The organism is Achromobacter sp., from assembly GCF_050285585.1.
GTDB lineage: Bacteria > Pseudomonadota > Gammaproteobacteria > Burkholderiales > Burkholderiaceae_B > Achromobacter.
On record NZ_JBLZXF010000001.1, the window covers coordinates 152,308 to 172,968 of the forward strand.

General features: G+C 69.8%; 26 protein-coding genes. 13 read left to right on the top strand and 13 right to left on the bottom strand.

Annotated features, from left to right (window positions below):
- Nucleotides 1–106: 106 nt before the first annotated feature.
- The 3 genes from ACN6PJ_RS00700 to ACN6PJ_RS00710 all read left to right on the top strand — a co-directional run bounded on the left by ACN6PJ_RS00700 (nucleotide 107) and on the right by ACN6PJ_RS00710 (nucleotide 2,328).
- Complete coding sequence (locus ACN6PJ_RS00700) at nucleotides 107–637, top strand: MarR family winged helix-turn-helix transcriptional regulator (protein WP_427993969.1); 531 nt, start codon at nucleotides 107–109, stop codon at nucleotides 635–637.
- Nucleotides 634–1,419 (top strand): DNA alkylation repair protein, encoded by a 786-nt coding sequence (locus ACN6PJ_RS00705; RefSeq protein ID WP_427993970.1) that lies wholly within the window; start codon nucleotides 634–636, stop codon nucleotides 1,417–1,419. The genes ACN6PJ_RS00700 and ACN6PJ_RS00705 overlap by 4 nt, the downstream gene beginning before the upstream one ends.
- Nucleotides 1,420–1,542: 123 nt before the next feature.
- A complete protein-coding gene (locus ACN6PJ_RS00710) occupies nucleotides 1,543–2,328 on the top strand; it encodes a DUF169 domain-containing protein (protein WP_427993971.1) in 786 nt (261 codons plus the stop codon).
- On the opposite strand, the gene ACN6PJ_RS00715 is transcribed toward ACN6PJ_RS00710, so the two are convergent.
- Nucleotides 2,301–3,233 (bottom strand): LysR family transcriptional regulator, encoded by a 933-nt coding sequence (locus tag ACN6PJ_RS00715; RefSeq protein WP_427993972.1) that lies wholly within the window; start codon nucleotides 3,231–3,233, stop codon nucleotides 2,301–2,303. The genes ACN6PJ_RS00710 and ACN6PJ_RS00715 overlap by 28 nt on opposite strands.
- A gap of 107 nt (nucleotides 3,234–3,340) precedes the next feature.
- Between ACN6PJ_RS00715 and ACN6PJ_RS00720 the strand changes: the two genes are divergently transcribed.
- Nucleotides 3,341–4,519 carry a CynX/NimT family MFS transporter gene (locus ACN6PJ_RS00720; RefSeq protein ID WP_427993973.1) on the top strand — a complete coding sequence of 393 codons (1,179 nt, stop codon included), beginning with the start codon at nucleotides 3,341–3,343 and terminating at the stop codon, nucleotides 4,517–4,519.
- Nucleotides 4,520–4,588: 69 nt separating this feature from the next.
- Nucleotides 4,589–5,257, top strand: a complete 669-nt coding sequence (locus ACN6PJ_RS00725) for an HAD family hydrolase (protein ID WP_427993974.1) — start codon at nucleotides 4,589–4,591, stop codon at nucleotides 5,255–5,257.
- 12 nt (nucleotides 5,258–5,269) lie between these two features.
- Here the strand turns inward: ACN6PJ_RS00725 and ACN6PJ_RS00730 are convergent, their stop codons facing one another.
- From ACN6PJ_RS00730 to ACN6PJ_RS00755, 6 genes are all read right to left on the bottom strand, one after another.
- Nucleotides 5,270–6,229, bottom strand: a complete 960-nt coding sequence (locus ACN6PJ_RS00730) for a DMT family transporter (protein ID WP_427993975.1) — start codon at nucleotides 6,227–6,229, stop codon at nucleotides 5,270–5,272.
- 80 nt (nucleotides 6,230–6,309) lie between these two features.
- Nucleotides 6,310–7,134 carry an AraC family ligand binding domain-containing protein gene (locus tag ACN6PJ_RS00735; protein ID WP_427994455.1) on the bottom strand — a complete coding sequence of 275 codons (825 nt, stop codon included), beginning with the start codon at nucleotides 7,132–7,134 and terminating at the stop codon, nucleotides 6,310–6,312.
- 100 nt (nucleotides 7,135–7,234) lie between these two features.
- Nucleotides 7,235–8,518 (bottom strand): RNA polymerase sigma factor, encoded by a 1,284-nt coding sequence (locus ACN6PJ_RS00740; protein WP_427993976.1) that lies wholly within the window; start codon nucleotides 8,516–8,518, stop codon nucleotides 7,235–7,237.
- Complete coding sequence (locus tag ACN6PJ_RS00745; protein ID WP_427993977.1) at nucleotides 8,515–8,922, bottom strand: VOC family protein; 408 nt, start codon at nucleotides 8,920–8,922, stop codon at nucleotides 8,515–8,517. Before ACN6PJ_RS00745 ends, ACN6PJ_RS00740 begins: the two co-directional genes overlap by 4 nt.
- A gap of 44 nt (nucleotides 8,923–8,966) precedes the next feature.
- Entirely contained in the window at nucleotides 8,967–9,377 is a 411-nt protein-coding gene (locus ACN6PJ_RS00750) for a YciI family protein (protein WP_427993978.1), read from the bottom strand.
- 431 nt (nucleotides 9,378–9,808) lie between these two features.
- On the bottom strand, nucleotides 9,809–10,162 hold the full coding sequence (locus ACN6PJ_RS00755) for a YciI family protein (protein ID WP_427993979.1): 354 nt from the start codon (nucleotides 10,160–10,162) through the stop codon (nucleotides 9,809–9,811).
- Nucleotides 10,163–10,289: 127 nt separating this feature from the next.
- On the opposite strand from ACN6PJ_RS00755, the gene ACN6PJ_RS00760 reads away from it, so the two are divergent.
- A complete protein-coding gene (locus ACN6PJ_RS00760) occupies nucleotides 10,290–11,213 on the top strand; it encodes a bifunctional helix-turn-helix transcriptional regulator/GNAT family N-acetyltransferase (RefSeq protein ID WP_427993980.1) in 924 nt (307 codons plus the stop codon).
- Nucleotides 11,214–11,248: 35 nt separating this feature from the next.
- Entirely contained in the window at nucleotides 11,249–12,154 is a 906-nt protein-coding gene (locus ACN6PJ_RS00765; RefSeq protein ID WP_427993981.1) for a DMT family transporter, read from the top strand.
- A 17-nt stretch (nucleotides 12,155–12,171) separates the two neighbouring features.
- Here the strand turns inward: ACN6PJ_RS00765 and ACN6PJ_RS00770 are convergent, their stop codons facing one another.
- The gene (locus ACN6PJ_RS00770) at nucleotides 12,172–12,588 is read right to left on the bottom strand and encodes a VOC family protein (RefSeq protein WP_427993982.1); all 417 of its coding nucleotides are present in this window, start codon (nucleotides 12,586–12,588) and stop codon (nucleotides 12,172–12,174) included.
- The gene (locus tag ACN6PJ_RS00775; protein WP_427993983.1) at nucleotides 12,585–13,103 is read right to left on the bottom strand and encodes a helix-turn-helix domain-containing protein; all 519 of its coding nucleotides are present in this window, start codon (nucleotides 13,101–13,103) and stop codon (nucleotides 12,585–12,587) included. Before ACN6PJ_RS00775 ends, ACN6PJ_RS00770 begins: the two co-directional genes overlap by 4 nt.
- Nucleotides 13,104–13,292: 189 nt before the next feature.
- On the opposite strand from ACN6PJ_RS00775, the gene ACN6PJ_RS00780 reads away from it, so the two are divergent.
- Both ACN6PJ_RS00780 and ACN6PJ_RS00785 read left to right on the top strand, forming a co-directional pair.
- Nucleotides 13,293–13,637 (top strand): glycine zipper 2TM domain-containing protein, encoded by a 345-nt coding sequence (locus tag ACN6PJ_RS00780; protein WP_427993984.1) that lies wholly within the window; start codon nucleotides 13,293–13,295, stop codon nucleotides 13,635–13,637.
- Nucleotides 13,638–13,703: 66 nt separating this feature from the next.
- Nucleotides 13,704–14,237, top strand: coding sequence for a DUF1697 domain-containing protein (locus tag ACN6PJ_RS00785; protein WP_427993985.1), 534 nt, complete (start codon nucleotides 13,704–13,706; stop codon nucleotides 14,235–14,237).
- Nucleotides 14,238–14,255: 18 nt separating this feature from the next.
- On the opposite strand, the gene ACN6PJ_RS00790 is transcribed toward ACN6PJ_RS00785, so the two are convergent.
- The 3 genes from ACN6PJ_RS00790 to ACN6PJ_RS00800 form a co-directional block, all read right to left on the bottom strand.
- Complete coding sequence (locus ACN6PJ_RS00790) at nucleotides 14,256–15,209, bottom strand: OmpA/MotB family protein (protein WP_427993986.1); 954 nt, start codon at nucleotides 15,207–15,209, stop codon at nucleotides 14,256–14,258.
- Nucleotides 15,206–16,081, bottom strand: coding sequence for a motility protein A (locus ACN6PJ_RS00795; protein ID WP_427993987.1), 876 nt, complete (start codon nucleotides 16,079–16,081; stop codon nucleotides 15,206–15,208). The genes ACN6PJ_RS00790 and ACN6PJ_RS00795 overlap by 4 nt, the downstream gene beginning before the upstream one ends.
- A gap of 170 nt (nucleotides 16,082–16,251) precedes the next feature.
- On the bottom strand, nucleotides 16,252–16,830 hold the full coding sequence (locus tag ACN6PJ_RS00800) for a GNAT family N-acetyltransferase (protein ID WP_427993988.1): 579 nt from the start codon (nucleotides 16,828–16,830) through the stop codon (nucleotides 16,252–16,254).
- A 103-nt stretch (nucleotides 16,831–16,933) separates the two neighbouring features.
- Here ACN6PJ_RS00800 and ACN6PJ_RS00805 point away from each other — a divergent pair, with 103 nt between their 5' ends.
- A complete protein-coding gene (locus tag ACN6PJ_RS00805) occupies nucleotides 16,934–18,580 on the top strand; it encodes an NYN domain-containing protein (RefSeq protein ID WP_427993989.1) in 1,647 nt (548 codons plus the stop codon).
- Nucleotides 18,581–18,616: 36 nt separating this feature from the next.
- Here the strand turns inward: ACN6PJ_RS00805 and ACN6PJ_RS00810 are convergent, their stop codons facing one another.
- Nucleotides 18,617–19,441, bottom strand: a complete 825-nt coding sequence (locus tag ACN6PJ_RS00810) for an AraC family transcriptional regulator (RefSeq protein WP_427993990.1) — start codon at nucleotides 19,439–19,441, stop codon at nucleotides 18,617–18,619.
- A 94-nt stretch (nucleotides 19,442–19,535) separates the two neighbouring features.
- Here ACN6PJ_RS00810 and ACN6PJ_RS00815 point away from each other — a divergent pair, with 94 nt between their 5' ends.
- Genes ACN6PJ_RS00815 through ACN6PJ_RS00825 form a run of 3 tightly spaced genes read left to right on the top strand, consistent with a single transcriptional unit; the run spans nucleotide 19,536 to nucleotide 20,655 of the window.
- Nucleotides 19,536–19,802: a hypothetical protein gene (locus ACN6PJ_RS00815; RefSeq protein ID WP_427993991.1), complete on the top strand. Its 267-nt coding sequence runs from the start codon at nucleotides 19,536–19,538 to the stop codon at nucleotides 19,800–19,802.
- Between the two features lie 42 nt (nucleotides 19,803–19,844).
- Nucleotides 19,845–20,351 (top strand): DUF523 domain-containing protein, encoded by a 507-nt coding sequence (locus ACN6PJ_RS00820; RefSeq protein ID WP_427993992.1) that lies wholly within the window; start codon nucleotides 19,845–19,847, stop codon nucleotides 20,349–20,351.
- Nucleotides 20,341–20,655, top strand: coding sequence for a hypothetical protein (locus ACN6PJ_RS00825; RefSeq protein ID WP_427993993.1), 315 nt, complete (start codon nucleotides 20,341–20,343; stop codon nucleotides 20,653–20,655). The genes ACN6PJ_RS00820 and ACN6PJ_RS00825 overlap by 11 nt, the downstream gene beginning before the upstream one ends.
- Nucleotides 20,656–20,661: the final 6 nt, after the last annotated feature.

A 20,661-nucleotide genomic window follows, 5' to 3' on the forward strand; every position in this document is an offset into this window, starting at 1 on the left:
CTTGGGCCAGTCGCCATGATAGCGGCTGCAGCCCTGGTTCGAGGCTTGCGTGAATATGGTTAGGCGCCTTACTATATATTTCCGTTCACTTCCAAGGCGCCTTCCCATGCACGACGCGCAGCACATGCTGGAGCCCAAACACCGCGCGCTACTGGGCGTGGCGGCGGAGCGGGGCCTGTCTTCGGCCGACGGCATCGGCCTGTGTTTCCAGCTGCTGTCGCTGGCCGCGGCCATCGACCGCGACTGCGCCGCCCGGCTGGCGCCGCGCGGCTTGTCCGAAGGCAAATTCGTGTTGCTGTTCCTGCTGCACGAGCAGGCGGACGGGCTGGCGCCGCATGAACTGGCCGACGGCGCCGGCGTTACGCGCGCCACGGTCACCGGGCTGCTGGACGGGCTGGAGCGCGACGGCTTCCTGTCGCGGCAGCCCGGCCAGGAGGATCGCCGCAAGACCAGGGTGACGCTCACCGCCAAGGGCAGGACGGCGGCGGCCCGCCTGTTCAAGGAGCACACGGACTGGATCGGCTCGTTATTCGCGGAGCTCGACGATCCGGACCGGGCGCGCCTGCGCGAACTGCTGGCGCGGATCTGGCGGTCCACGGACGCGGGCCGCGCCGCCGCTCGGGAGGGGCAGTCATGAGCAAGGCCAAGCCGCTTGCCGCCCGGCCCGCGGGCCGGGGCGTCAAGGACATCGCCCGGGAACGCCTGGCGCAACTCAACGCCGGGGAACCGGCCGCCACCCTGACCGAATGCCTGGCGGTGGATTTCGCCGCGCTGATGCAGGCCGTGGCGCCGCAGGCCGGCGCCGACGCGGTCGGCACGATGCGCGCGCAGGCCGGGCTGGGAATCTCGCGGCGCATGGCGCTGGCGGCGCATATCCTGGCCGAACGGCTGGGCGCGGCGGGCTTCGAGGAATTGAAGTCGCATCGCTCGGATACCGTGCGCGGCTGGGCCTGCTTCATGGCGGGCGCCATGCCGGATATGACCTTGGGCGAGCGCCTGGACCGGATCCGTCCGCTGGCCGACGACGGGCACTTCGGCGTGCGGGAATGGGCCTGGCTGGCGGTCCGTCCGCACCTGGCGGCCGAACTGGACGAGGCGCTGCGGCTATTGCGGCCCTGGACCGGAGACGCTTCCGAGCGGGTCCGGCGCTTTGCGAGCGAATCCTTGCGCCCGCGCGGCGTCTGGTGCGCGCACATCGCGGCGCTGAAGGCCGATCCGGGCATGGCGCTGCCCATTCTGGAGCCTTTGCGCGCGGACCCGGCCTTGTACGTGCAGGATTCGGTCGCGAACTGGCTGAACGACGCCAGCAAGGACCGTCCGGACTGGGTGCGCGACGTGTGCGCGCGCTGGTCCGCGGGCAAGCCTTGCGCCGCGACCGAGCGCATCTGCAAACGCGCCCTGCGCTCGATCGGCGCGTAAGCCGGGCCGGCGCTTCGGCGCCCGCGTCCATGGCCGGCCCTCCGATTCGGTATAGTCGTTGCAGCCAGCGGATCGCCCGCGGCATCGCGGCCGTAGCCGCGCACAACAGTCCAAAGGACGGGCATGGAAGAGACGACACTGAACTGGGCATTGCTGGTCGATGAACTGAACAGGCTGCTGCGCCTGAAGACCACGGTCATCGGTATGAAGCTCTATGAGCGTGTAGAGGACATGGCGGCGGTGAAGGGCCTGCGGCGCCCGCAGGCCACGCACACCACCGACCAGATCGTGGGCATGGCGGCACGCCTGGGATGGACGGTGGGCATTACCGGCGACGATCTGGTCGGCGCACAATGCCGCGCCGTCATCGGCCTGGGTCCGCAGGACGAGGCCTGGAAGAGCGGCAAGGACTATGTGGGCGTGTGGCACGCCACGCCTGAGGACGCCCGCGCCCGCCAGGCGGCGCTGTCCTGCGTGCCCGCCGGCAAGTACCGCGGCATGGTGGTCTCGCCCCTGGCTTCGGGCCGGCTGGATCCTCCCGATATCTGCCTGGTCTACGCCACCCCGGGCCAAATGATCATCCTGATCAACGGTCTGCAATGGAAGGACTACCGCCGCTTCGACTGGAGCGTGGTGGGGGAGACGGCCTGCGCGGATTCCTGGGGCCGGGCGCTGGCCACCGGCGAACCCAGCCTGTCCTTGCCCTGTTTCGCCGAGCGCCGCTATGGCGGCGTGCCCGATGAGGAAATGCTGATGGCCCTGCCGCCGCGCTACCTGCCGATCGCGATCGAAGGCATGAAGGCCTTGTCGGCCAATGGCTTGCGCTATCCGATACCGCCCTACGGCATCCAGAACGACGTGCGCGCCGGGATGGGCGTGAGCTACGCCCGGCCGTCGGCCGAGTCCTGATGGGCTCCGGCGCGCAGCGCGGCCGCCAGCACGCGGGCCGCCGGCCCCAGGGGCTGGTCGATGCGGTGCGCCAGATAGGTTTCGGTGGCCACCTGGCTGCCCCGGCCCAGGCTGTCGGTCGGCAGGCGCAGCAGCCGGCCCTCGGCCAGGTCGCGTTCCACCTGCCACAGCGGCAGGCGGCCCCAGCCCACGCCTGCCACGATCAGCGCGTGCTTGACGTCCTGGCCGCTGACGCGGCAGGTCTGCGGCGACAGCACGGCGAAGTCGCGGCCTTCCGTCAGCGAGGACGGATCCGTTTGCACGATCTGCACGTGGTCCGCGAGTTCAGGCGGGCTCAACGGCGTGTCCGCGGCCACGTGCCGCGCCAGGGCATGCCCCGCGCCCACGACCGCCACCATCTGCACGGACGACAGCGCCTGCATGGCGATGCGCGGGTGGCGGAAATGCTCGCCGGCGATGACGCCCAGCGTGTGGCTGCGCGTCAGCAGCGCCTCCACCGGGCCGCCCAGCGGCAGCACGGAGACCCGGGCGGCGACCGAAGGGTAGGCCGCGCGCACGGCGTTCAGGGCCGCGCCGACTGCCGCTATCGGAAACAGGGTGTCCACCGCCAGGGACAGCTCCAGTTCCACGCCTTCGCCCAGCCCTTGGGCGCGCGCGCGCATGGCGTCCACCCGCAACAGGATGTCGCGGGCGTTGACCAGCAGCGCCGCGCCCTGCGGCGTCATCACGGGGCGGTGGCCGCTCCTGTCGAACAACGCCACGCCCAGCTGCGATTCCATATTGGCGATGGCGTGGCTGACGGCCGACTGCACGCGGGACAGGCGGCGCGCGGCCGCGCGGAAACTGCCGGCATCGGCCACGGCCGCGAACACGCGGAGCTGGTCCAGGGTGAGGGCGTCTATCATCGTGCCGCCTGATCCATTTAATCGATCATTTTCATCAGAAGATTATCACTTACAGGAATCGATCCGCGCTGGCATGCTGGCAAGGTTTCGAACGAGGGGAGACAGGGATGGGCAAGGAAGGAACGCGCTGGCCGGCGGTGCTGGCCGTCGTGGGGGCGGGCGTGGTGGCCGCGCTGCAGGTGGGCAAGCTGATCATCGCCGCGCCGCTGCTGCGCAAGGATCTGGGGCTGGACCTGGCATCGATCGGGGCGCTGGCGGCCGTGTTTTCCATTCTGGGGATGTTCGGCGGGATCGCGGCGGGCGGCGTCATCACCCGCTACGGCGCCCGGCGCATGCTGCTGGCCGGGCTGGCGGCGACGGCGGCGGGCGCGGCCATCGGCGCCATGGCGCCGGCCTACGGCGTGCTGCTGGCCTCGCGCGTGGTCGAGGGCCTGGGTTTCCTGATGATCACGGTGGCGGGACCGGCGGCCCTGCAGCGCATGGTGTCGGCGTCCACCCGCGATTTCGCGTTCGCGCTGTGGAGCTGCTACATGCCCGCGGGCATGGCGATCGCGATGCTGGCGTCGCAGGCCTTCGGCGACTGGCGGGCCTATTGGTGGTGCGCGGGCGCGGCGGTGATCGTGGCGCTCGCCTGCGTGGCGCTACTGGCGCCGGCCACGCAGGCCGGGCCGCGCCTGTCGTGGCGGGGCCTGCGGCAGGACACGGTGGATACGGTGGGCGCGGCGGGGCCCAGCCTGCTGGCGTTGTCGTTCATGCTCTATAGCCTGATGTTCTTCGCGCTGTTCACGTTCCTGCCCATTCTGCTGACCGAACAACTGGGCCTTTCGCTGGCCACGGCCGGCCTGTACAGCGCGATCGCAAGCGCCGCCAACGTGATCGGCAACCTGGGGGCGGGCGTGCTGCTGGCGCGAGGCTGGCGGCGGTCCACGCTCATCGCCTGCGCCAGCGTGGCGATGGGCCTGGTGGCGTTGCTGATTTTCCGTTCGGTGCTGCCCGCGATGCCGACTTTCCTGCTTTGCGTGGTGTTCTCGGCGGTGGGCGGCCTGATCCCGGCGACGCTGCTGGGCACCGCGCCTTTGCTGGCGCCGCGCGCCGGCTTGACGGCGGCGTCCGTGGGGCTGGTGATGCAAGGCAGCAACCTGGGGCAGGTGATCGGGCCGCTCGCCGTGGGCGGCGCGATCGACCGCTACGGCTGGACCGCGGCCTCTTTCATCGTGGCGGCGGCCGGGCTGGGCGGCGTGGCGCTGGCGTGGCGATTGCGGCGATTGAAGGGCAACGGGCTGTAGGGCGCGCGGCCCATAGCCCGGCTGTCACGCGGCGGGCATATCATGGAGGTCCCTTTCCCTGGAGCCATCATGCATACGCCTGCCCCCCGCCTGGTCATCTTCGATTGCGACGGCGTCCTGATCGATAGCGAGATCATCGCGGCGCGCGCCCAGTCGCGGGCCCTGGCCGCCCACGGCATCGCCATCACGCCCGAGGAAGCGGCGCGCCGCTTCGCCGGCATCCCGGACGCGGACATGTGGCGGACGCTGCAGCAGGAAAACGAGCGCAGCCTGCCGGACGGATTCGCGCGGCAGTACGCCGACGGGCTGGAAGCCACGTTCCGCCAGGAACTGCGCGCGCTGCCTGGCGCGGCCGAAACGGTGGCGGCGCTGCGCGAACGCGGCGTGCAGGTCTGCGTGGCTTCCAGCAGCATGCCCGCGAAGCTGGAGACGGCATTGAAGATGGTGGGCCTGTGGGACGCCTTCGCTCCCAACGTCTTCAGCACGGCGCAGGTGGCGCGCGGCAAGCCGGCGCCGGACGTGTTCCTGTTCGCGGCGCGGCAGATGCGGGCGGCGATCCTGGACTGCGTGGTGGTGGAGGACAGCGTGCCCGGCGTGCGCGCGGCGCGCGCCGCGCGGATGCGCGCCATCGGTTTCGTGGGCGCATCGCACAACGGGCCGGACCAGCGCCAGCGGCTGCTGGACGAAGGCGCGTCGGAGGTCATCGACGATCTGCGCCGCTTGCCGGAGATCGTCTAGGGTGAACCGGCCCTAGGCCGTGGCGGACAGCGGTTCGGGCTTGACGCGCACGGCGCGCAGCACGCCGATCATCAGGCAGGCGATGCCGGCCAGGGTCAAGGGCTGCGGCATCTGCCCGCGCAGGATGAAGGCATAGGCCAGGGCCGCCAGCGTTTCGAACACGATGAGCTGCCCGGCCAGCGCCGTCGGCAGGCGCTGGCTGGCTTCGTTCCAGCACAGGGTGCCCAGCCACGACGCGAACAGGCCGATGGTGGCCATCAGGCCCAGGAACACCTCGGGCCGCGGGCCCGCCGGCATGGGAAAGGCGCTGCCGGCCGCCGCCATGCCGCCCCACAGCGCGGCATAGCCCGCCAAGGCCAGGGGCAGGGTGGCCACGCCCTGGGCGGTGGCCCAGGTGCGCGGACTGCGGTCGGGGTGCGCGCGCAGCCAGTCCGCATTGCGCAGCGGATACCAGGTCCAGCAGGCCACCGCGCCCAGCGCCAGCAAACCGCCGACTGCATAGCGCCGCAAGTCGGCGTCGGCCTCCTGACGCAAGGCCTGGAGTTCCACCTGGTTGACGAAGGCGATGCCCAGCGCGATCAGCGCCAGCGAGGGCGCCAGCCGCTTCCAGGGCAGTTTCCCGTCGCGCCGCGCGTTGCGCAGGTTGGCGCTGATGGCGATCACCACGGGCAAGGTGCCGATGAGCATCGTGGGCAGGGGGCCGCCTGCGCGCTGGATGGCGCTGGCCAGGCACAGGTAATACAACAGGTTGCCGATGGCGGCGAGCTTCAGCGCCTCGACCCAGTCGGCGCGGCTCAGTTGGCGCAGAGCGTGGCGGTCCAGCCAGGCGAGCGGCAGCGCGATCACGCCGAACGCCAGGTAGCGCGCCACCGATTGCAGCGCCGCCGGATACTCCGGCAACAGCAAGGGGCCCACGAACACCAGCCCCCACATCAGGCCGGCGGCCAGGGCGTAAAGGGTTCCTGCCCACATACGAGTCGCTCCAGTTCGGTCAGGCCCCAATCTAGCCGGCGCGGAGCCGGCGCGTCTTGTACCAGCTTGCTGTCCGGGGATCAGGATCGGACTTGTTTCTGGTAGCGGGCGGGCGTGACGCCGTAGCGGCGCGAAAAGGCGCGGGTCAGGTGGGCCTGGTCGGTCAGGCCGGCGGCCAGCGCCACCTGGGCGGGCGGCTCGCCCGCGGCCAGCCGGCGCTTGGCGTCGAACAGCCGCAGCGCCATCAGCATCTGCTGCGGCGTGGCGTGATAGTGCGCCTGGAACCGGCGTAGAAAATGAAAGGGGCTGAGCCCGGCCACCGCCGCCAGTTCATCCAGCGTCAGCCGCCGCGACAGATGGGCGCGCAGGTAGTCGATGACCTGCGCGAAACGCGGCGCGCCCTCGGCCCGGGCGGGCCGGTCCATGCGGGCGTGGGGGCGGAACTCCGACAGCAGGGCGTACAGCGCGCTGTCGAAGGCCAGCGGTTCGCGCGCCCGCCACAAGACATCGAGCAGGGCGGTGATGCGCTGCGCGCGAGCGGCGTCGGCGCCCACCGCGGCGTCGAACCACCAGCCGCTGTCGCCGGTCACGCGTTCCACCACGCCGGGATCCAGGTAGGCCATGCGGTAGCGCCAGCCGCCTTCGGTTTCGGCGCGCCCGGTGTGCAGCTCGTCGGGATTCATCAGGACCACCGACCCCGGCGGGGCGAGATGGTCCGAGCCGCGGTAGCGGAAGCGTTCGACGCCGGCTTCGATAGCGCCCAGCCCATAGGCCTCGTGGGTGTGCGGCTCGAAGGCGTGCCGGATGATGTGGGCGCGGTACAGCTCCACCCCGGGCAGGTGCGCCGGCTGCCTGAATTCGGCGCGGTCGCCGGGATGGTCGAACGCCGCCGGCACGCCCGGCATGGCGGGCGCGGCGAGGTCCGGCGGAACGGCGTGGGCGGGATGCATGGATGGAATTTAAGCACGCCGGGGCGCGGGCGGGGCGGCGGGATTCGCCGGCGCCTCAGCCGGCCGCGCGCATGGCCTCGGCGCGCTCCAGCAGCAATTCCCGTTCGCGCGCGTTGCGCGTCATGCCGGCGGCGCGCTCGAACTCGACGCGGGCCTCGGCCTGGCGGCCCAGCTTGGCCAGCAGGTCGCCGCGCACGCTGGGCAGCCAATGGTAGTTGGCCAGCGCCGGATCCCGCGCCAGCTGGTCGGCCAGGTCCAGCCCGGCCTGTGGGCCGAACGCCATGCCGACCGCCACGGCGCGGTTCAGCTCCACCACGGGCGAAGGCTGGGCCTGGGCAAGAGCGTCGTACAGCGCCACGATGCGCGGCCAATCCGTGTCTTCGGGCGCGCGGGCCCGGGCGTGGCAGGCGGCCAGCGCGGCTTGCAGCGCGTAGGGGCCGCGGGCCCCGCCCAGCGCGTCCGAGCGTTCCAGCGCCGCCAGGCCCCGCCGTATCAGCAGCGGATCCCAGCGCCCGCGATCCTGCTCCATCAGCAGCACCGGCCGGCCCTGCGAGTCGGCGCGCGCATGCAGCCGCGAAGCCTGCAATTCCATCAGCGCGACCAGACCATGCACTTCGCCTTCCCCGGACGCGAGCTGCGCCAGGATGCGGCCCAGCCGCAGGGCCTCGTCGCACAGGGCGGGGCGCGTCCAGTCGGCGCCGGACGTGGCCGAATAGCCTTCGTTGAAGATCAGGTAGATGACTTCGAGCACGGAGGCCAGGCGCGCCGTCCGTTCCTCCGCCCGCGGCACCTCGAACGGCACGCGCGCGGCGGAGAGGCTGCGCTTGGCCCGCACGATGCGCTGCGCGATGGTGGATTCCGAGGCCAGGAAGGCGCGCGCGATCTCGGCCGTGGACAGCCCGCCCAGGAGCCGCAGCGTCAGCGCGACCCGCGCCTCGGTGGACAGCAGCGGATGGCAGGCGGTGAACATGAGGCGCAGCAGATCGTCGCCGATGTCGTCCTGCCTTGCGGCGTCCAGCGCATCGACGAAATCGGGCTCCACGTCGGCCTGCAGGGCTTCCAGCTCATGGCCGATCTGCTCATGCTTGCGCGTATGCAGCGCGTCCAGCCGCAAGCGGTCTCGGGCGCGGTTCTTCGCGGTGGTCATCAGCCACGCTCCCGGGTTGTCCGGCACGCCGGTTTCGGGCCAGCGTTCCAGGGCGGCGACCAGGGCATCCTGCGCCAGTTCTTCTGCCAGCCCGACGTCGCGCACCAGGCGCGCGACGCCGGCGATGACGCTGGCGGCTTCGATCCGCCAGACCGCCTCGATGGCGCGATGCGTGGCCGCCTGCGTCGTCATACGGCGGGCGTTTCGCCGGGAACCATGTACACGAGTTCCCAGACGTGGCCGTCCAGGTCCTCGAAGCCATGCGCATACATGAAGCCATGGTCCTGCGGCTCGCGCGGCGCCGTGCCGCCCGCCGCGAGCGCGCGGGCCACCAGCTCGTCCACTTCGGCGCGGCTGTCGCAGGACAGCGCGATCAGGACTTCGGTGGTCTGGGTGGCGTCGGCCACCGGCTTGCCGGTAAAGGTCTGGAAGAAATCCTTCACCAGCAGCATGACGTAGATGTCGTCGCTGACGACCATGCAAGCGCCCTGGTCATTGGTGAATTGGGGGTTGAACGTGAATCCCAGGCTCTTGAAGAAGGCCTGCGATTTCTGCATGTCGGCGATGGCGAGATTGACGAAGATTTGCTTGGGCATGGCGCGTGGCTTCCGTAGGGTTGTTGTGTGGTGAGGGCGGCCGCTCAGCGGCCGTTGCCCGTAAGCTGCCGAAACCGTTCGACCGCTACGCTGGGGCCGAGATCGTCCAGTTCATACATCTGGCGCACTTCGATCGAGCAGGGCTGGCCGATGAAGGGTTCGGGAAAGCGCAGCGCCCATTGCATCGCTTCTTCGCGCGAGCGTACCTGGATCATGGTGTAGCCGGCTATCAATTCCTTGGTCTCCGCGAACGGCCCGTCCACCACCGAACGCTGGCCGTTTTCGTAATGCACGCGCCAGCCCTTGGACGAGGGCTGCAGCCCATTGGCGTCCAGCAGCACGCCTGCCTTGGCCAGGGCTTCGTGATAGGTCGTCATTGAGGCGAGCATGCCTTCTTCCGGCATCACGCCGGCTTCGCTGTCGGGCGTGGCCCGCACGAGGATCATGAATCGCATTGCTGAATCTCCTTGGTTCGGACTACAGAACCCCGCTGTTCCGGGGCTTGTACAGGCACGACGAATCGCAACTCGCCGAATCGACAGGAAAATGGAAAACCTAGGGTAAGCACTAGGCTCCGGGGTGTCGCGGCGGGCCATGCCCGAGCAGATTGTTACGAAGGCTCAGGCCTGGTTTCAGCGGGCCTCCTTACACTCCCAGCGTCCGTAACTTTGAATAGCGATATGAAAATCCTCTGTAGCCTTGCCTTGGTGGCGTCCTTGCTTTCGGGCTGCGCCGTATATACCCCCAGCGGGGCGGTCATCGTCGATCCGCACGACGGAGGCGGCCGCGGCGGCTTCTGCCCGCCCGGGCAGGCCAAGAAAGGAAACTGTTGAACCGCTGACGGCGGGTCCGCCGTTATGGCGGGCCCGCCGCTTGGGGGCGGCGGCTACATGAAGCACGGCCCCAGCTCCCGGACCTCCACCGTGGCCCATTGCGCGGCAGGGCATTCGGCCGCGAGGGCCAGCGCTTCTTCGCGCGTCTCGCAGGTCAGCAGAAAGAATCCCCCGATCATCTCCTTGGCCTCGGCATAGGGGCCGTCCATCAGCGAACGCTCGCCGTCGCGGATGCGCAGCCGCACGGCTTCCGACTCCGACTTCAGCGATTCCGCGCGTACCAGCAGCCCGCGGGATTTCAGGTCCTCGGCGTAGCCGACCATCTGCGCGTAGGCCTCGCGGCCCTCCTCGGGCGTGCGTTGGGCGCGCTGGCCTACCGGTTCGACGATGAAAAGCAGATAGGACATGGAAACATTCCTGTGCGGACGAGGGATCGAGTTCGCCAGATTAGCGCCGTTTCCCCGGTTTTCGTATCTCTTGAATAGTTGCTTTAGGCAAGTAATAATGTGCTTAAGGCAAATATCAGGAGCGGCCATGCCCGACCAGACACTGTACGAGCGCGCCGAGGCGGTGCGGAGGTTCAACCGCTTCTACACGCGGCACATCGGCGTGCTGCACGAGCACTTGCTGGCCAGCGAGTTTTCGCTCACCGAAGTGCGCATTCTCTACGAGCTTGCGCACCGGCCCGCCCTCAGCACGTCGGACCTCTGCCGCGAGCTGAACCTCGACGCGGGCTACGTCAGCCGGGTGATCTCCGGATTCGAAAAAAAAGGCCTGATCGTCAAAACGCGGTCCGTCGCGGACGCCCGGGTGGCCGAACTGGAGCTGACCGGGGAAGGGCGCGCCGCGTTCGCCCCGCTGAACGACGCGTCGCGCAATGAAGTCATCGCAGTCCTCAAGCAACTTCCGGAACCGGCGCAGGCGCAGCTGGTCGATGCCATGAACGATATCCAGAATCTCCTCGGCGACCAGCCCCCCGCGGGTTACGTGCTGCGCGATCCGCTGCCCGGCGACATGGGCCTGGTGGTGGCCAACCAGGCGATGGTGTATGCCCGAGAATACGGCTGGAACGCCGAGTACGAAGCCCTGGTCGCGGAAATCGTGGCCAAGTTCATCCGCGATTTCGACCGCAGTTGCGAGCGCTGCTGGATCGCCGAGAAAGACGGAAAGATGGTCGGGTCGGTTTTCGTCGTGCGCCAGGACGAGACGACGGCCAAGCTGCGCTTGCTGTACGTCGACGCCGGCGCGCGCGGGCTGGGCATCGGGCGCCGGCTGGTGGAGGAATGCCTGCGCTTCGCGAAGCAGGCGGGCTATTCCCGCATGGTGCTGTGGACGAACAGCGTGCTGGCGGACGCCCGCCGGATCTACGAGAAGGCGGGGTTCCAGCTGATCGAGGAAGCGCCGCATCACAGTTTCGGCCAGGACCTGATCGGCCAGGTCTGGGCGCGCGATCTGTGAGCTCCGGCGCGGCCGGGGCAGGGGCCGGGCCGACCATGAACGATCTCGCCAAGGCGACCTGCGCGGCCGCGCTGACCGGAATGCTGGTGGGCGCGGCCATGGTGTCCACGCGGACGGTTTCGGCCGACACCACGGCCGAAACCCTGGCCTTTCTGCGTTACGCGATCGGGCTGGTGCTGCTGGCGCCGCCGGCGCTGCGCCGCTGGTCCGCGCGCTTTGCTGCCCGGGACCTGCTTGCCGTGGCGGGCCTGGGGATTCTCCAGTTCGCCCTGCTGATGCTGCTGTTGAACCATGCGCTCGCCAAACTGCCAGCCGCCACCTGCGCCCTGGTGTTCTCCACGGTGCCGCTGCTTACCATGTGCCTGGCGATCGGCGCCGGGCGCGAGCGCTTCAGCTGGCCGCGGATGGCTGGGGCGAGCGTCGCGGTCCTCGGCATTTCCGTCCTGCTGGCGCCGTCCGCCGCGCCCATGCAAGGGGGGCAGGACCTCCCGGCCTGGGCGTCGCTGTTCGGCGCGACATTCCTCGGCGCGGCATGCAGTCTGTTGTACCGCCCTTATCTCAAGAAGTATCCGGCGCTGTGCGTCAGCGCGTTCGCGATGTTCGTCTCGGTCCTGTTCCTTGCCGCGGTCTGCCTCCTGAGGCGAGCGCCGCTGGTGCCCGAACTGTCGGCCGTGCAATGGGCCAACGTCACGTTCATCGGGCTGTCCAGCGGCCTGGGCTATTTCTGCCTGCTGTGGGCGCTGGGCCGCCTGGATGCCAGCCGCGTGATGGCGTTCCAGGCGCTGGCCCCCATCACCGCGGTGGCCATCGAACTGCTGGGCGCCTCCTATTCCCTCAGCTGGCGCCTCGTCGGCGCCTTCGTGCTCGTGCTGTCGGGAGTCTGGTTCGGCACGCGCGACCGCCGCGGCGCGGCGCCGGGCCCGAGCCCGAGTTCGGGGTGACGGCGCCGGGCGGGCGCCTATGCCGCGTCCCGCGGCGCCTGGATCATTTTCCAGCCGTTGCCGGCGGGATCGCGGAACCCCGCGTCGACGCTGCCGTAGCGCTCGATCGGCTCCTGGGTGAATTCGACGCCGCTGGCTTTCAGCCGGGCATGGCTGGCCCGGCAGTCCGCCACGTGCAGGACGAGAGGCGGCATGGCGCCCTTTGCGACCATGGCGAGCAGGGTCTGCGCCGTGGCGTCGTCGTGGATGGGGGGGCCCGGCCTGAACAGGCCGAGCTGGAAGGCGGCTTGCTCCGGGTGTTGGACCGTCAGCCACCGGTACGGTCCGTTGCGCACGTCCGTGTGGACCTTGAATCCGAGTTTCCCGACATAGAACGCGAGCGCTTCGTCCTGGTCGTCCACATACAAGCCCACCACGCTGATTCCTTGGTTCATGAGACCTCCTGGGTTGATGGCGGCAATGTACCGTCGGCCGTGCGGCGGCGCTTCTCCAAAACTGCGATGTTGAGGTCGGGACGCTGCGCGGCCTTCAGGACGCAGGCGGGAATGTGGCCGAGCGCATGCGCCTCGGCCCGGGCCTGGCGGCGCATGGCGCCGGGGCTCAGGCCCGTGATGTCGCGGAAGACGCGGCCGAAGGAGCCCAGGCTTTCCCAACCGGTGGCGTACGCGACGTCGGTGATGCTGAGCGAGGTGTCCCGCAGCAGGGCCGTCGCCTGCTCGATGCGGCGCGTGAGCAGATAGCGGTGCGGCGGGACGCCGAAAGCCTGCTTGAACGAGCGGGCGAAATGGGCTTGCGTGACGCCGACGACCGCGGCCAGGCGTTCGACGGGCCAGGCCTCGTGCGAGGCGGCATCCATGCGGTCCCTGGCGCGCAGCAGCCGGCGCAGCAGGGCGGGGTCCTGCAGTGGCGGGGCGGGTGCCTGGGTGCCGCGGGGTGCGCGAGGAGCCATGGGGTTCGGCGGTCGGGACGGTTGGACGGTTGGCCCAGTGTAGACAGAAAGCGACTGAAACAGCTTATACACCCGGTATCCCAGGCAGCAGGACTGACACACAGCTGAAGTGATACCTTGCCTCCGTGATAGTGATTTGCGGGCCAATCCCCATGCAAGGCGGGAGCGGCCCGCCACAGGAGAATAAATATGCCCATCACGAAACGACTGATCCAAGCCCTGCTCGCGGGCGTGCTGGCGCTGGGCGTCAGCACTGCGGCCATGGCGGACAAGCAGACCCGCAACACCATCATCGGCGCGGGGCTGGGCGGCGTGGCCGGCGCCCTGCTGTCCGATGGCGACCCCTGGCTGACCCTGGGCGGCGCGGCCGCGGGCGGGGTGCTGGGCAATGTCATCACGGACGACGACGACCGCCGGGGCCGCCGCCACTGGGACCGCGACCGCGGGCGCGGCCATTCCTACCGCCGCACCGACTATCGCGGCCATGACAGCTACCGGGGCCACGGCCGTTCGAACTGGCGCCATCGGCATTGATCCCCGGGCCGCGGCAGGTAAGATTCCGGGCTTGTTCCCCACGCGGCCGCCCGGCGGCCCGGTTCCATGCAAACAACGATCATCCTGCTGCGCGGCGTGATGCCCACGGGCAAGAACAAGGTGCTCATGGCGCCGCTGCGGGCTGCGCTGGAACGGGCGGGCCTGGACAACGTCCGGGCCTATATCCAGAGCGGCAACGTCCTCGCCTCCACCAGACTGGGCGGGTCCGCCGTCGAAACCCTGGTCCATGGCGTCATCAAGGATACTTTCGGCGGCGACATCAAGGTGCTGGCCCGTCCGGTCCGCTACTTCGAGCGGGCGCTGGAGCGCAACCCCTACCAGGGCGCCGATCCCGCCAGGCTCTACTTCACGCTGCTGGCCGACCGGCCCCAGGACGAGCTGGTCGCGTCGTTCCTCGCGCTTGGGCACGAGCCCGACCAGGTAAGCGTGATCGAAGACATGGCGTATGTGCTGTGCGCGACCAAGTACAGCGATCTCAGGGCGAACAACAATTTCATCGAGCGCAGGCTCAAGGTGCCTGCCACGACGCGCAATTTCAATACGATCTCGAAGCTCATCGAGTTGGGCAGGGCCGCCTGAGAGGCGGCGCGCGGCCGGCTAGGACCGGGCGGCGTCCGCTTTGGCGGCGGGCGCGGCCGCCTGGGCGGCCTTCTGCGGGGCGGTGATATCCATGATCAGCTCCACGCGCCGGTTGGCGGCGCGGCCCGCGGCGGTATCGTTGGATTCGATCGGGCGCGTCTCGGCATAGCCGACGGCGCGCAGGCGCTGCGGGGCGACCCCATCGCGCACGAGCTCGCGCAGGACGCTGGTTGCGCGGCTGCTGGACAGTTCCCAGTTGGACGCGAACTGGCGCGTCTGGATGGGCACCGGGTCGCTGTGGCCTTCCACCGAAACCTGGTACTCGTTCTTGTTCAGGATGCCGGCCAGGCGTTTGATCACGTCCAGCCCCGCGGGGCTGAGCGTGGCCTGGCCCGAGGGGAACAGGAGCTCGTTGCTGATGCGGAAACTGACGGATTGTTCGTTGATGATGACGTCCACCGAGTTGCCGAGATCGGCCAGGCCCAGCGATTCCTTGGAGGGCGCGCGCAGCGCAGGAGCGGCTTGCGCGACCACCTCGCCCTCCTGGCTGGCGGGCGCGCTGGCGACGGCCGCGGGCGCGGGCGGGGCGGGAGGCTCGGCCCAGCTGGCCGGGATGGCGACCGCGTCGAATTCCGAGTACTCGCCATCATAGGTAGGCAGGCCGCTGGCGGCCACGGTGCCGACCAGATCCACGGGCTGCCCGTTCTTGCCCAGGTCCTGTCCATGCAGGCGGGTCAGCGCCAGCAGGACGACCAGCAGGGCGAGCAGCAGGGTGATGAGATCCAGGTAGCTGAGCAGCCAGTTCTCGGAATCCTGTTCGACGGTTTCCTCGACATGCCAGCGGGCGTAGCGGTCCTGGCGGCCGCTCTTGCCCTGGCGCCAACCGGTGTCGGCGGCCGCCTTCCGGGCCCGCAGCTGGGCCTGGCGGGCCTGTTCGATCCGCTCTGCCAGGGTGGGGGAAATCAGGCTCATTGGCGCACGGCGGCCGGACGGGCGATGGAGACGGGTTTGGCGGCGGGCTTGGCCGCGCCCTCGGCCTTGGCCGGCGCGGGCTTCGGCCTGGCGGCGACCCCGCCGTCGTAGATTTCGTCTTCGACGTGCATTACGAAGGAGTTCAGGGTTTCGCGCACGACGGCCGGGCCCCGCTTCTCGCACATCATGGCGATGCCTTGCAGCACCATGTTCATGGACTCGACCCGCCTTGCGGTGCGGCGTTCCAGCTTCAGGGCGATGGGCTTGCAGACCAGGTTGGCGAGCAGGATGCCGTAGAAGGTGGTCATCAGGCCGATCGCCAGCTGCTGCCCGATGGTCTGCATGCTGCCGTCGCCCAGGACCGACATCAGGTTGATCAGGCCGACCAGGGTGCCCAGCATGCCGAAGGCGGGCGCGAAGGTGGCCATCACGCGGAACATCTGGGCCTCGGCCTGCTCGCGGGCGCGCAGGCGCGCGACCCGCCATTGCAGCAATTCGATGATCTGGTCTTCCGGGGTGTTGTCGATGATCAGCTGCACGCCCGTGCGCAGGAAGGGGTTGGAGACCTTCTTGAGTTCCTCTTCGACCTTGCGGACGTCGGTGTTCATCCATAGCTGGGCCATGGCGGCCAGTTCGTCGATGTCGCGCTGCTGGTCGTGCTGGTCGTTGCGGAAGACGGTGCGCACCAGCTTGAAGACGCGCACCACCTCGGACAGCGGATAGGCGATGAACAGGGCGGCGCAGGTGCCGCCCAGCACGATGGCCAGGCCGGGGAGGTTGACGTAAAGGCCGGGGTCGGTGGCGGCCAGCGCCACGACGATGACCACGGTAAGGAGGCCGACGGCGGCGCCGATGACGGTAGACGGATTCATGGATCTTGCCCGATAACGAAGGCATCCCATGCGCGGAATGCCGGATTTTCGGGAATTCTAGCCAGGACGGCGTCCGCTCAATCGGCCGGAAAGCGGGGCGAAAAGGGCGGTAAGCGCCGGCTTGACCCGGGCGCCGGGCGGGGACCCGCCGGGGCAAAAATGGGGGCGGGTCAGGCCGGGAGGGACCGGCGCGGGTGGAGGGCGATCCATTCCTCGCGGGTGATCTCCCAGATCTCGGTGGGCAGGCGGCCGCTGACGTAGCCGCGTTCTTCCGTTCCGACCAGGCGCATGCCGCCGCGGCGCGATAGGTTGCGCGAGGCGGTGTTGGCCACGGCCTTGGGCGCGCGCAGCACGGGCTTGCCCAGCACCTCGAACCAGTAGGCGGTAGCGGCTTCGCTGGCTTCGGTCATGTAGCCCTTGCCGTGGTGGACGGGGTCCAGCCAGAAGCCGCGGTTGTTGCCGGCGCCGTCGTCCATCAGGCTGACGATGCCGATCAGGACCCCGGGCTCCGCCCGGGTGCGGATGGACCAATGCCACTGCGTGCCCTGGCGCATGGCGGGAACCGCGATCTGTTCTATGTAGACGCGCGCGCCGTCCGGGGGATAGGGCCAGGGCACCTGATCGGCCAGGAAACGCACTACCTCCCACTGAGGGAAGATGCGCTGGACGGCGTCGGCGTCGCCGATCTCCAGGGGGCGCAGCACCAGGCGTGCGGTGGCAAGCGGGGGCGGAAAATGGTCGTCGGGCATGGCGGGCGGGGCGGCGTCGGCGCAGGGGATCGACGGATATGTATATCATGAGCGGCATACGGCGGCGTCTCGCCCGGCGGCCGCCCCTGAACCGGAGCAAAGCATGAACAACACCAACGAAAGCGTCAGCATGGCGCTTTTCTGCGATTTCGAGAACGTGGCGCTGGGCGTGCGCGACACGAAATTCAATAAATTCGATATCCGGCCCGTGCTGGAGCGCCTGCTGCTCAAGGGCAGCATCGTCGTCAAGAAGGCCTATTGCGACTGGGAACGCTACAAGGAATTCAAGGCCCCCATGCACGAGGCCAATTTCGAGCTGATCGAGATCCCGCACGTGCGCCAATCGGGCAAGAATTCGGCGGACATCCGCCTGGTCGTGGACGCGCTGGACTTCTGCTACACCAAGTCCCATGTCAACACGTTCGTGATCATCAGCGGCGATTCCGATTTTTCGCCGCTGGTGTCCAAACTGCGCGAGAACAACAAGAAAGTGATCGGGGTGGGGGTGAAGCAATCCACCTCGGACCTGCTGATCGCCAATTGCGACGAATTCATTTTCTACGACGACCTTGCGCGCGAAGGCCAGCGCAACGCCGATGCCCGCCGCGATAACCGCGGCGCCAGCGGCGCTAGCGGCGGCCAGCGCCGCACTCCCGAAGAGGAGCGCCGGCGCAAGGAAGAGCAGGAGGCCCGCAAGACCCAGGCGGTCGAGATGGTGGTCGAGACCTTCGAAGCGCTGGTGGCCGAACGCGGCGACAGCGGCAAGATCTGGGCATCGGCGCTGAAGGATGCGCTCAAGCGCCGGCGGCCGGATTTCAACGAGTCCTACTACGGCTTTCGCGCCTTCGGAAACCTGCTGGACGAAGCGCAATCGCGCGGCCTGCTGGAAGTGGGGCGCGAAGAGAACGCGGGCACCTATGTGTATCGGGACGGCGCCCCCGCCGTGAACCGGCCCGCCGCCAATGGCGGCTCCCGTCCGGCGCCAGCCCGCTCGCACGCGGCCGAGCCCGAAGACGCGCAGGACGCGGGCGCGGTCCAGGAGGAATCCCGTTCCCGCTCCGCCCGCAAATCGCGCGGCGGCCGTAAGCAGGGCGGCGCGGACAGGGCAGCCGGCCAGTCCACCGAGCACGCCGCGGCCAAGGAAGCCGCCGCCGCGCTGCCGGACGCGCCGTCCGAAGCGCCGGTTCCCGAGCAGGCAACCGCCGCCATTGCCTCGCAGGACGAACGGGACGCGGAAGCGGCCCGCGAGGCAGCCAGGGAAGCCGCCGCGCTGGAGGCCATGCGGGCGGACGCCCTGGCGCGGGCCCAGGAGCCGAAGCCCGCGCAGGTGTCCCGGCTTCCGCCCATGCCCAAGCCCTTGCCGCAGGCTCGCCAGCCCTTGCCCGCGGTGAACCTCGCCGAATGGACCTTTGCCGAGCCGGTCGCGGAAACGCGCCGCGAGCCTGCGGGCAAGGCCAAGGCGACAGACCCGTTCGAGGGCGGCGCGGCAAGCGCCGCCGACAAGCCCGAGGCCAGCCAGCCTGTCGCGGACAAGCCTGCCGCGAAACGCAGCACGGCCCGCGGCCGCACCGCCGCCAAGGCGGCGGCAAGCAAGACGGCCGCCTCCAAGACTGCCCGGACCAAGGCCGCGGCGCCCGCCGAGCCCGCGGCCACCCCCGAGCCGCAAGCCAAGGCCGCCGAGGAGGCTCCCGCCAAGCCCGCCCGCAAGACCGCGGCCCGTCGTCCGAAGAAGGCGGCCGCCGAATCCTGAGCGCGGCCGCAGCGCCGGGGAGGGCCGACGACCGGCTCAGGGGCGTGCCGGACCTTCCCGGTCCGCCAGGGCGCCGTAGCGGCCCGGCGTGGCGCCCAGCTCGCGCTTGAACATGGCGATAAAGGCGCTGACGTTGTCATAGCCCAGTTCCAGCGCCACGGTGGTCACGGCGGCGCCGCCCGCCAGCATTTCCTGCGCCCGCATCAGGCGGGCGCGCTGCCGCCAGGCGCCCACGGTCAATCCGGTTTCCGCCTGGTAGCGGCGCGCCAGCGTGCGCGGCGCCATGCCAATGGCGCTTGCCCAGTCTTCTAGGGACCGGGTGTCCGAAGGCTGGTCGGACAGCGCGATCGCCAGGCGCTGCAGCCGGGGCTCCCGGGGCAGCAGCAGGGCCGCGCCGGCGCGGGGCAGGGTGCGGATCTCGTCCCGGATCAGTTCCACGATGCGCCGGCCCGCGGGGTCGGACGAGTCGGCCCCGTCTTCCCGCCAGCCCGCGGCGCGCTCCACGGCCGCCAGCAGCAGGGCCGAAGCCTGCAGTACGCAAGGCGCGTCCGGCAGGCCGGCGCAGGCGGAGGGGCTGAGGTACGCGCTGTAGCCCGCATACGGGCCGTGAGAGCGCAGCCCATGAGGCTGGCCGGGAGGGATCCATACCGCCTGCTGCGCGGGCACCACCCATTGCCTTTCACCAGCGTAGACGGTCAGCAGGCCGCGATAGGCGCCCAGCAACTGGCCGCGCGCATGCTGGTGCGTGGCGGTGTGCCGCAGCGCGCCGTCGTGGCGGCTGACGGCGATCAGCCGGGGGCCGCCGCGCGACCGGGCGCGTTCGGGATCCAGCAGCGGGCGCGAAAGGGCGGAAGAAGGCATTGGCAGAAATACCGTATTGATTGACCTTAATAACGCAGACTCGCCAAGGCGGCGGGTCTATCGTAACGCCTGTATCGGAACAGCGGGAGCGATCATGCGGGCACAGGACGTTCTGCCGGATGGCAGGGACGAAGGCGATTTCAATGGCGTGAAGGTGCGCAAGGGCACGGTGGGGGCGTTCCTGGCGAACGCGCGCGTCTGCGCCGATCCGGCGGCCCCGGCAAGCGCCGTGGCCGCCGCCAGGCGCGATATTCAAGAGGCCTTGCCCGCGCTGCGCGCGCTGGGCCTGTTCGAGGTGCTGGAACCGCGCGATCCGGCGTTGCGGGCCTGGCTGGACGCGCTGGACGCCGGCGGCGCCTGAGGCCATGTTCTATCATCCCGGCTTTGGATCCGGGATTCGGGCATGCAATACGTTCTGATCAGCTCCTGTCTGTTGGGCAAGCCCGTGCGCTACGACGGGCGTGGCGTTTCCCACGACAACACGGTCCTGGCGCGCTGGCTGGAGGAAGGCCGGGTGGTGTCCGTCTGCCCGGAAATGGCGGGCGGCCTGCCGGTGCCCCGTCCGCCCGCCGAGATCGAGCCCGGCGCCGATGCGGCCGCCGTGCTGGCCGGCCGCGCCCGCGTCGTGGCAGTGTCGGGAGAGGACGTGACGGCCCCGTTCCTGAGCGGCGCCCAGGAGGCGCTGGCCGCCGCGCGCCGGCATGGCATCCGCGTCGCGGTGCTGAAAGAGGGCAGCCCGTCCTGCGGCAGCGGCTATGTCTACGATGGCCATTTCGCCGGCCGCAAGCGGCCCGGCATGGGCGTGACGGCCGAGTTGCTGGGCCGGGCCGGCGTGCGCGTGTTCAGCGAAAAACAGTGGCGGGAGGCCCAGGCCTGGCTGGCCGGCCTGGAGGCGGACGATGGCGGCTAGCGTGGCGGCGTGGCTGGCGTTGCTGGCCGTGGGCGGCGGCGCGGCCCTGGCTTGGACGATGGCGGGCCGCGCCGGACGCCGCGGGCTGCTGCGGGCGGCCGGCGCGGTCTGCATGAGTCTGTCCGCGCTCTGCTTCTACGCCTGGTACGCGCAATACCTGAAATGGGATTTCAATGAATTGGGCCGGTACTACGATCCGGTCGGCCAGGTGGTGTACACCGACTCGGGGTTCGTCTGGATTCTGCCGGCCGGCGCCTTGCTGCTCGCGGGCCTGCTGTGCTTCTGGCGGGCCGGGCGGCGCTGAGCCGCG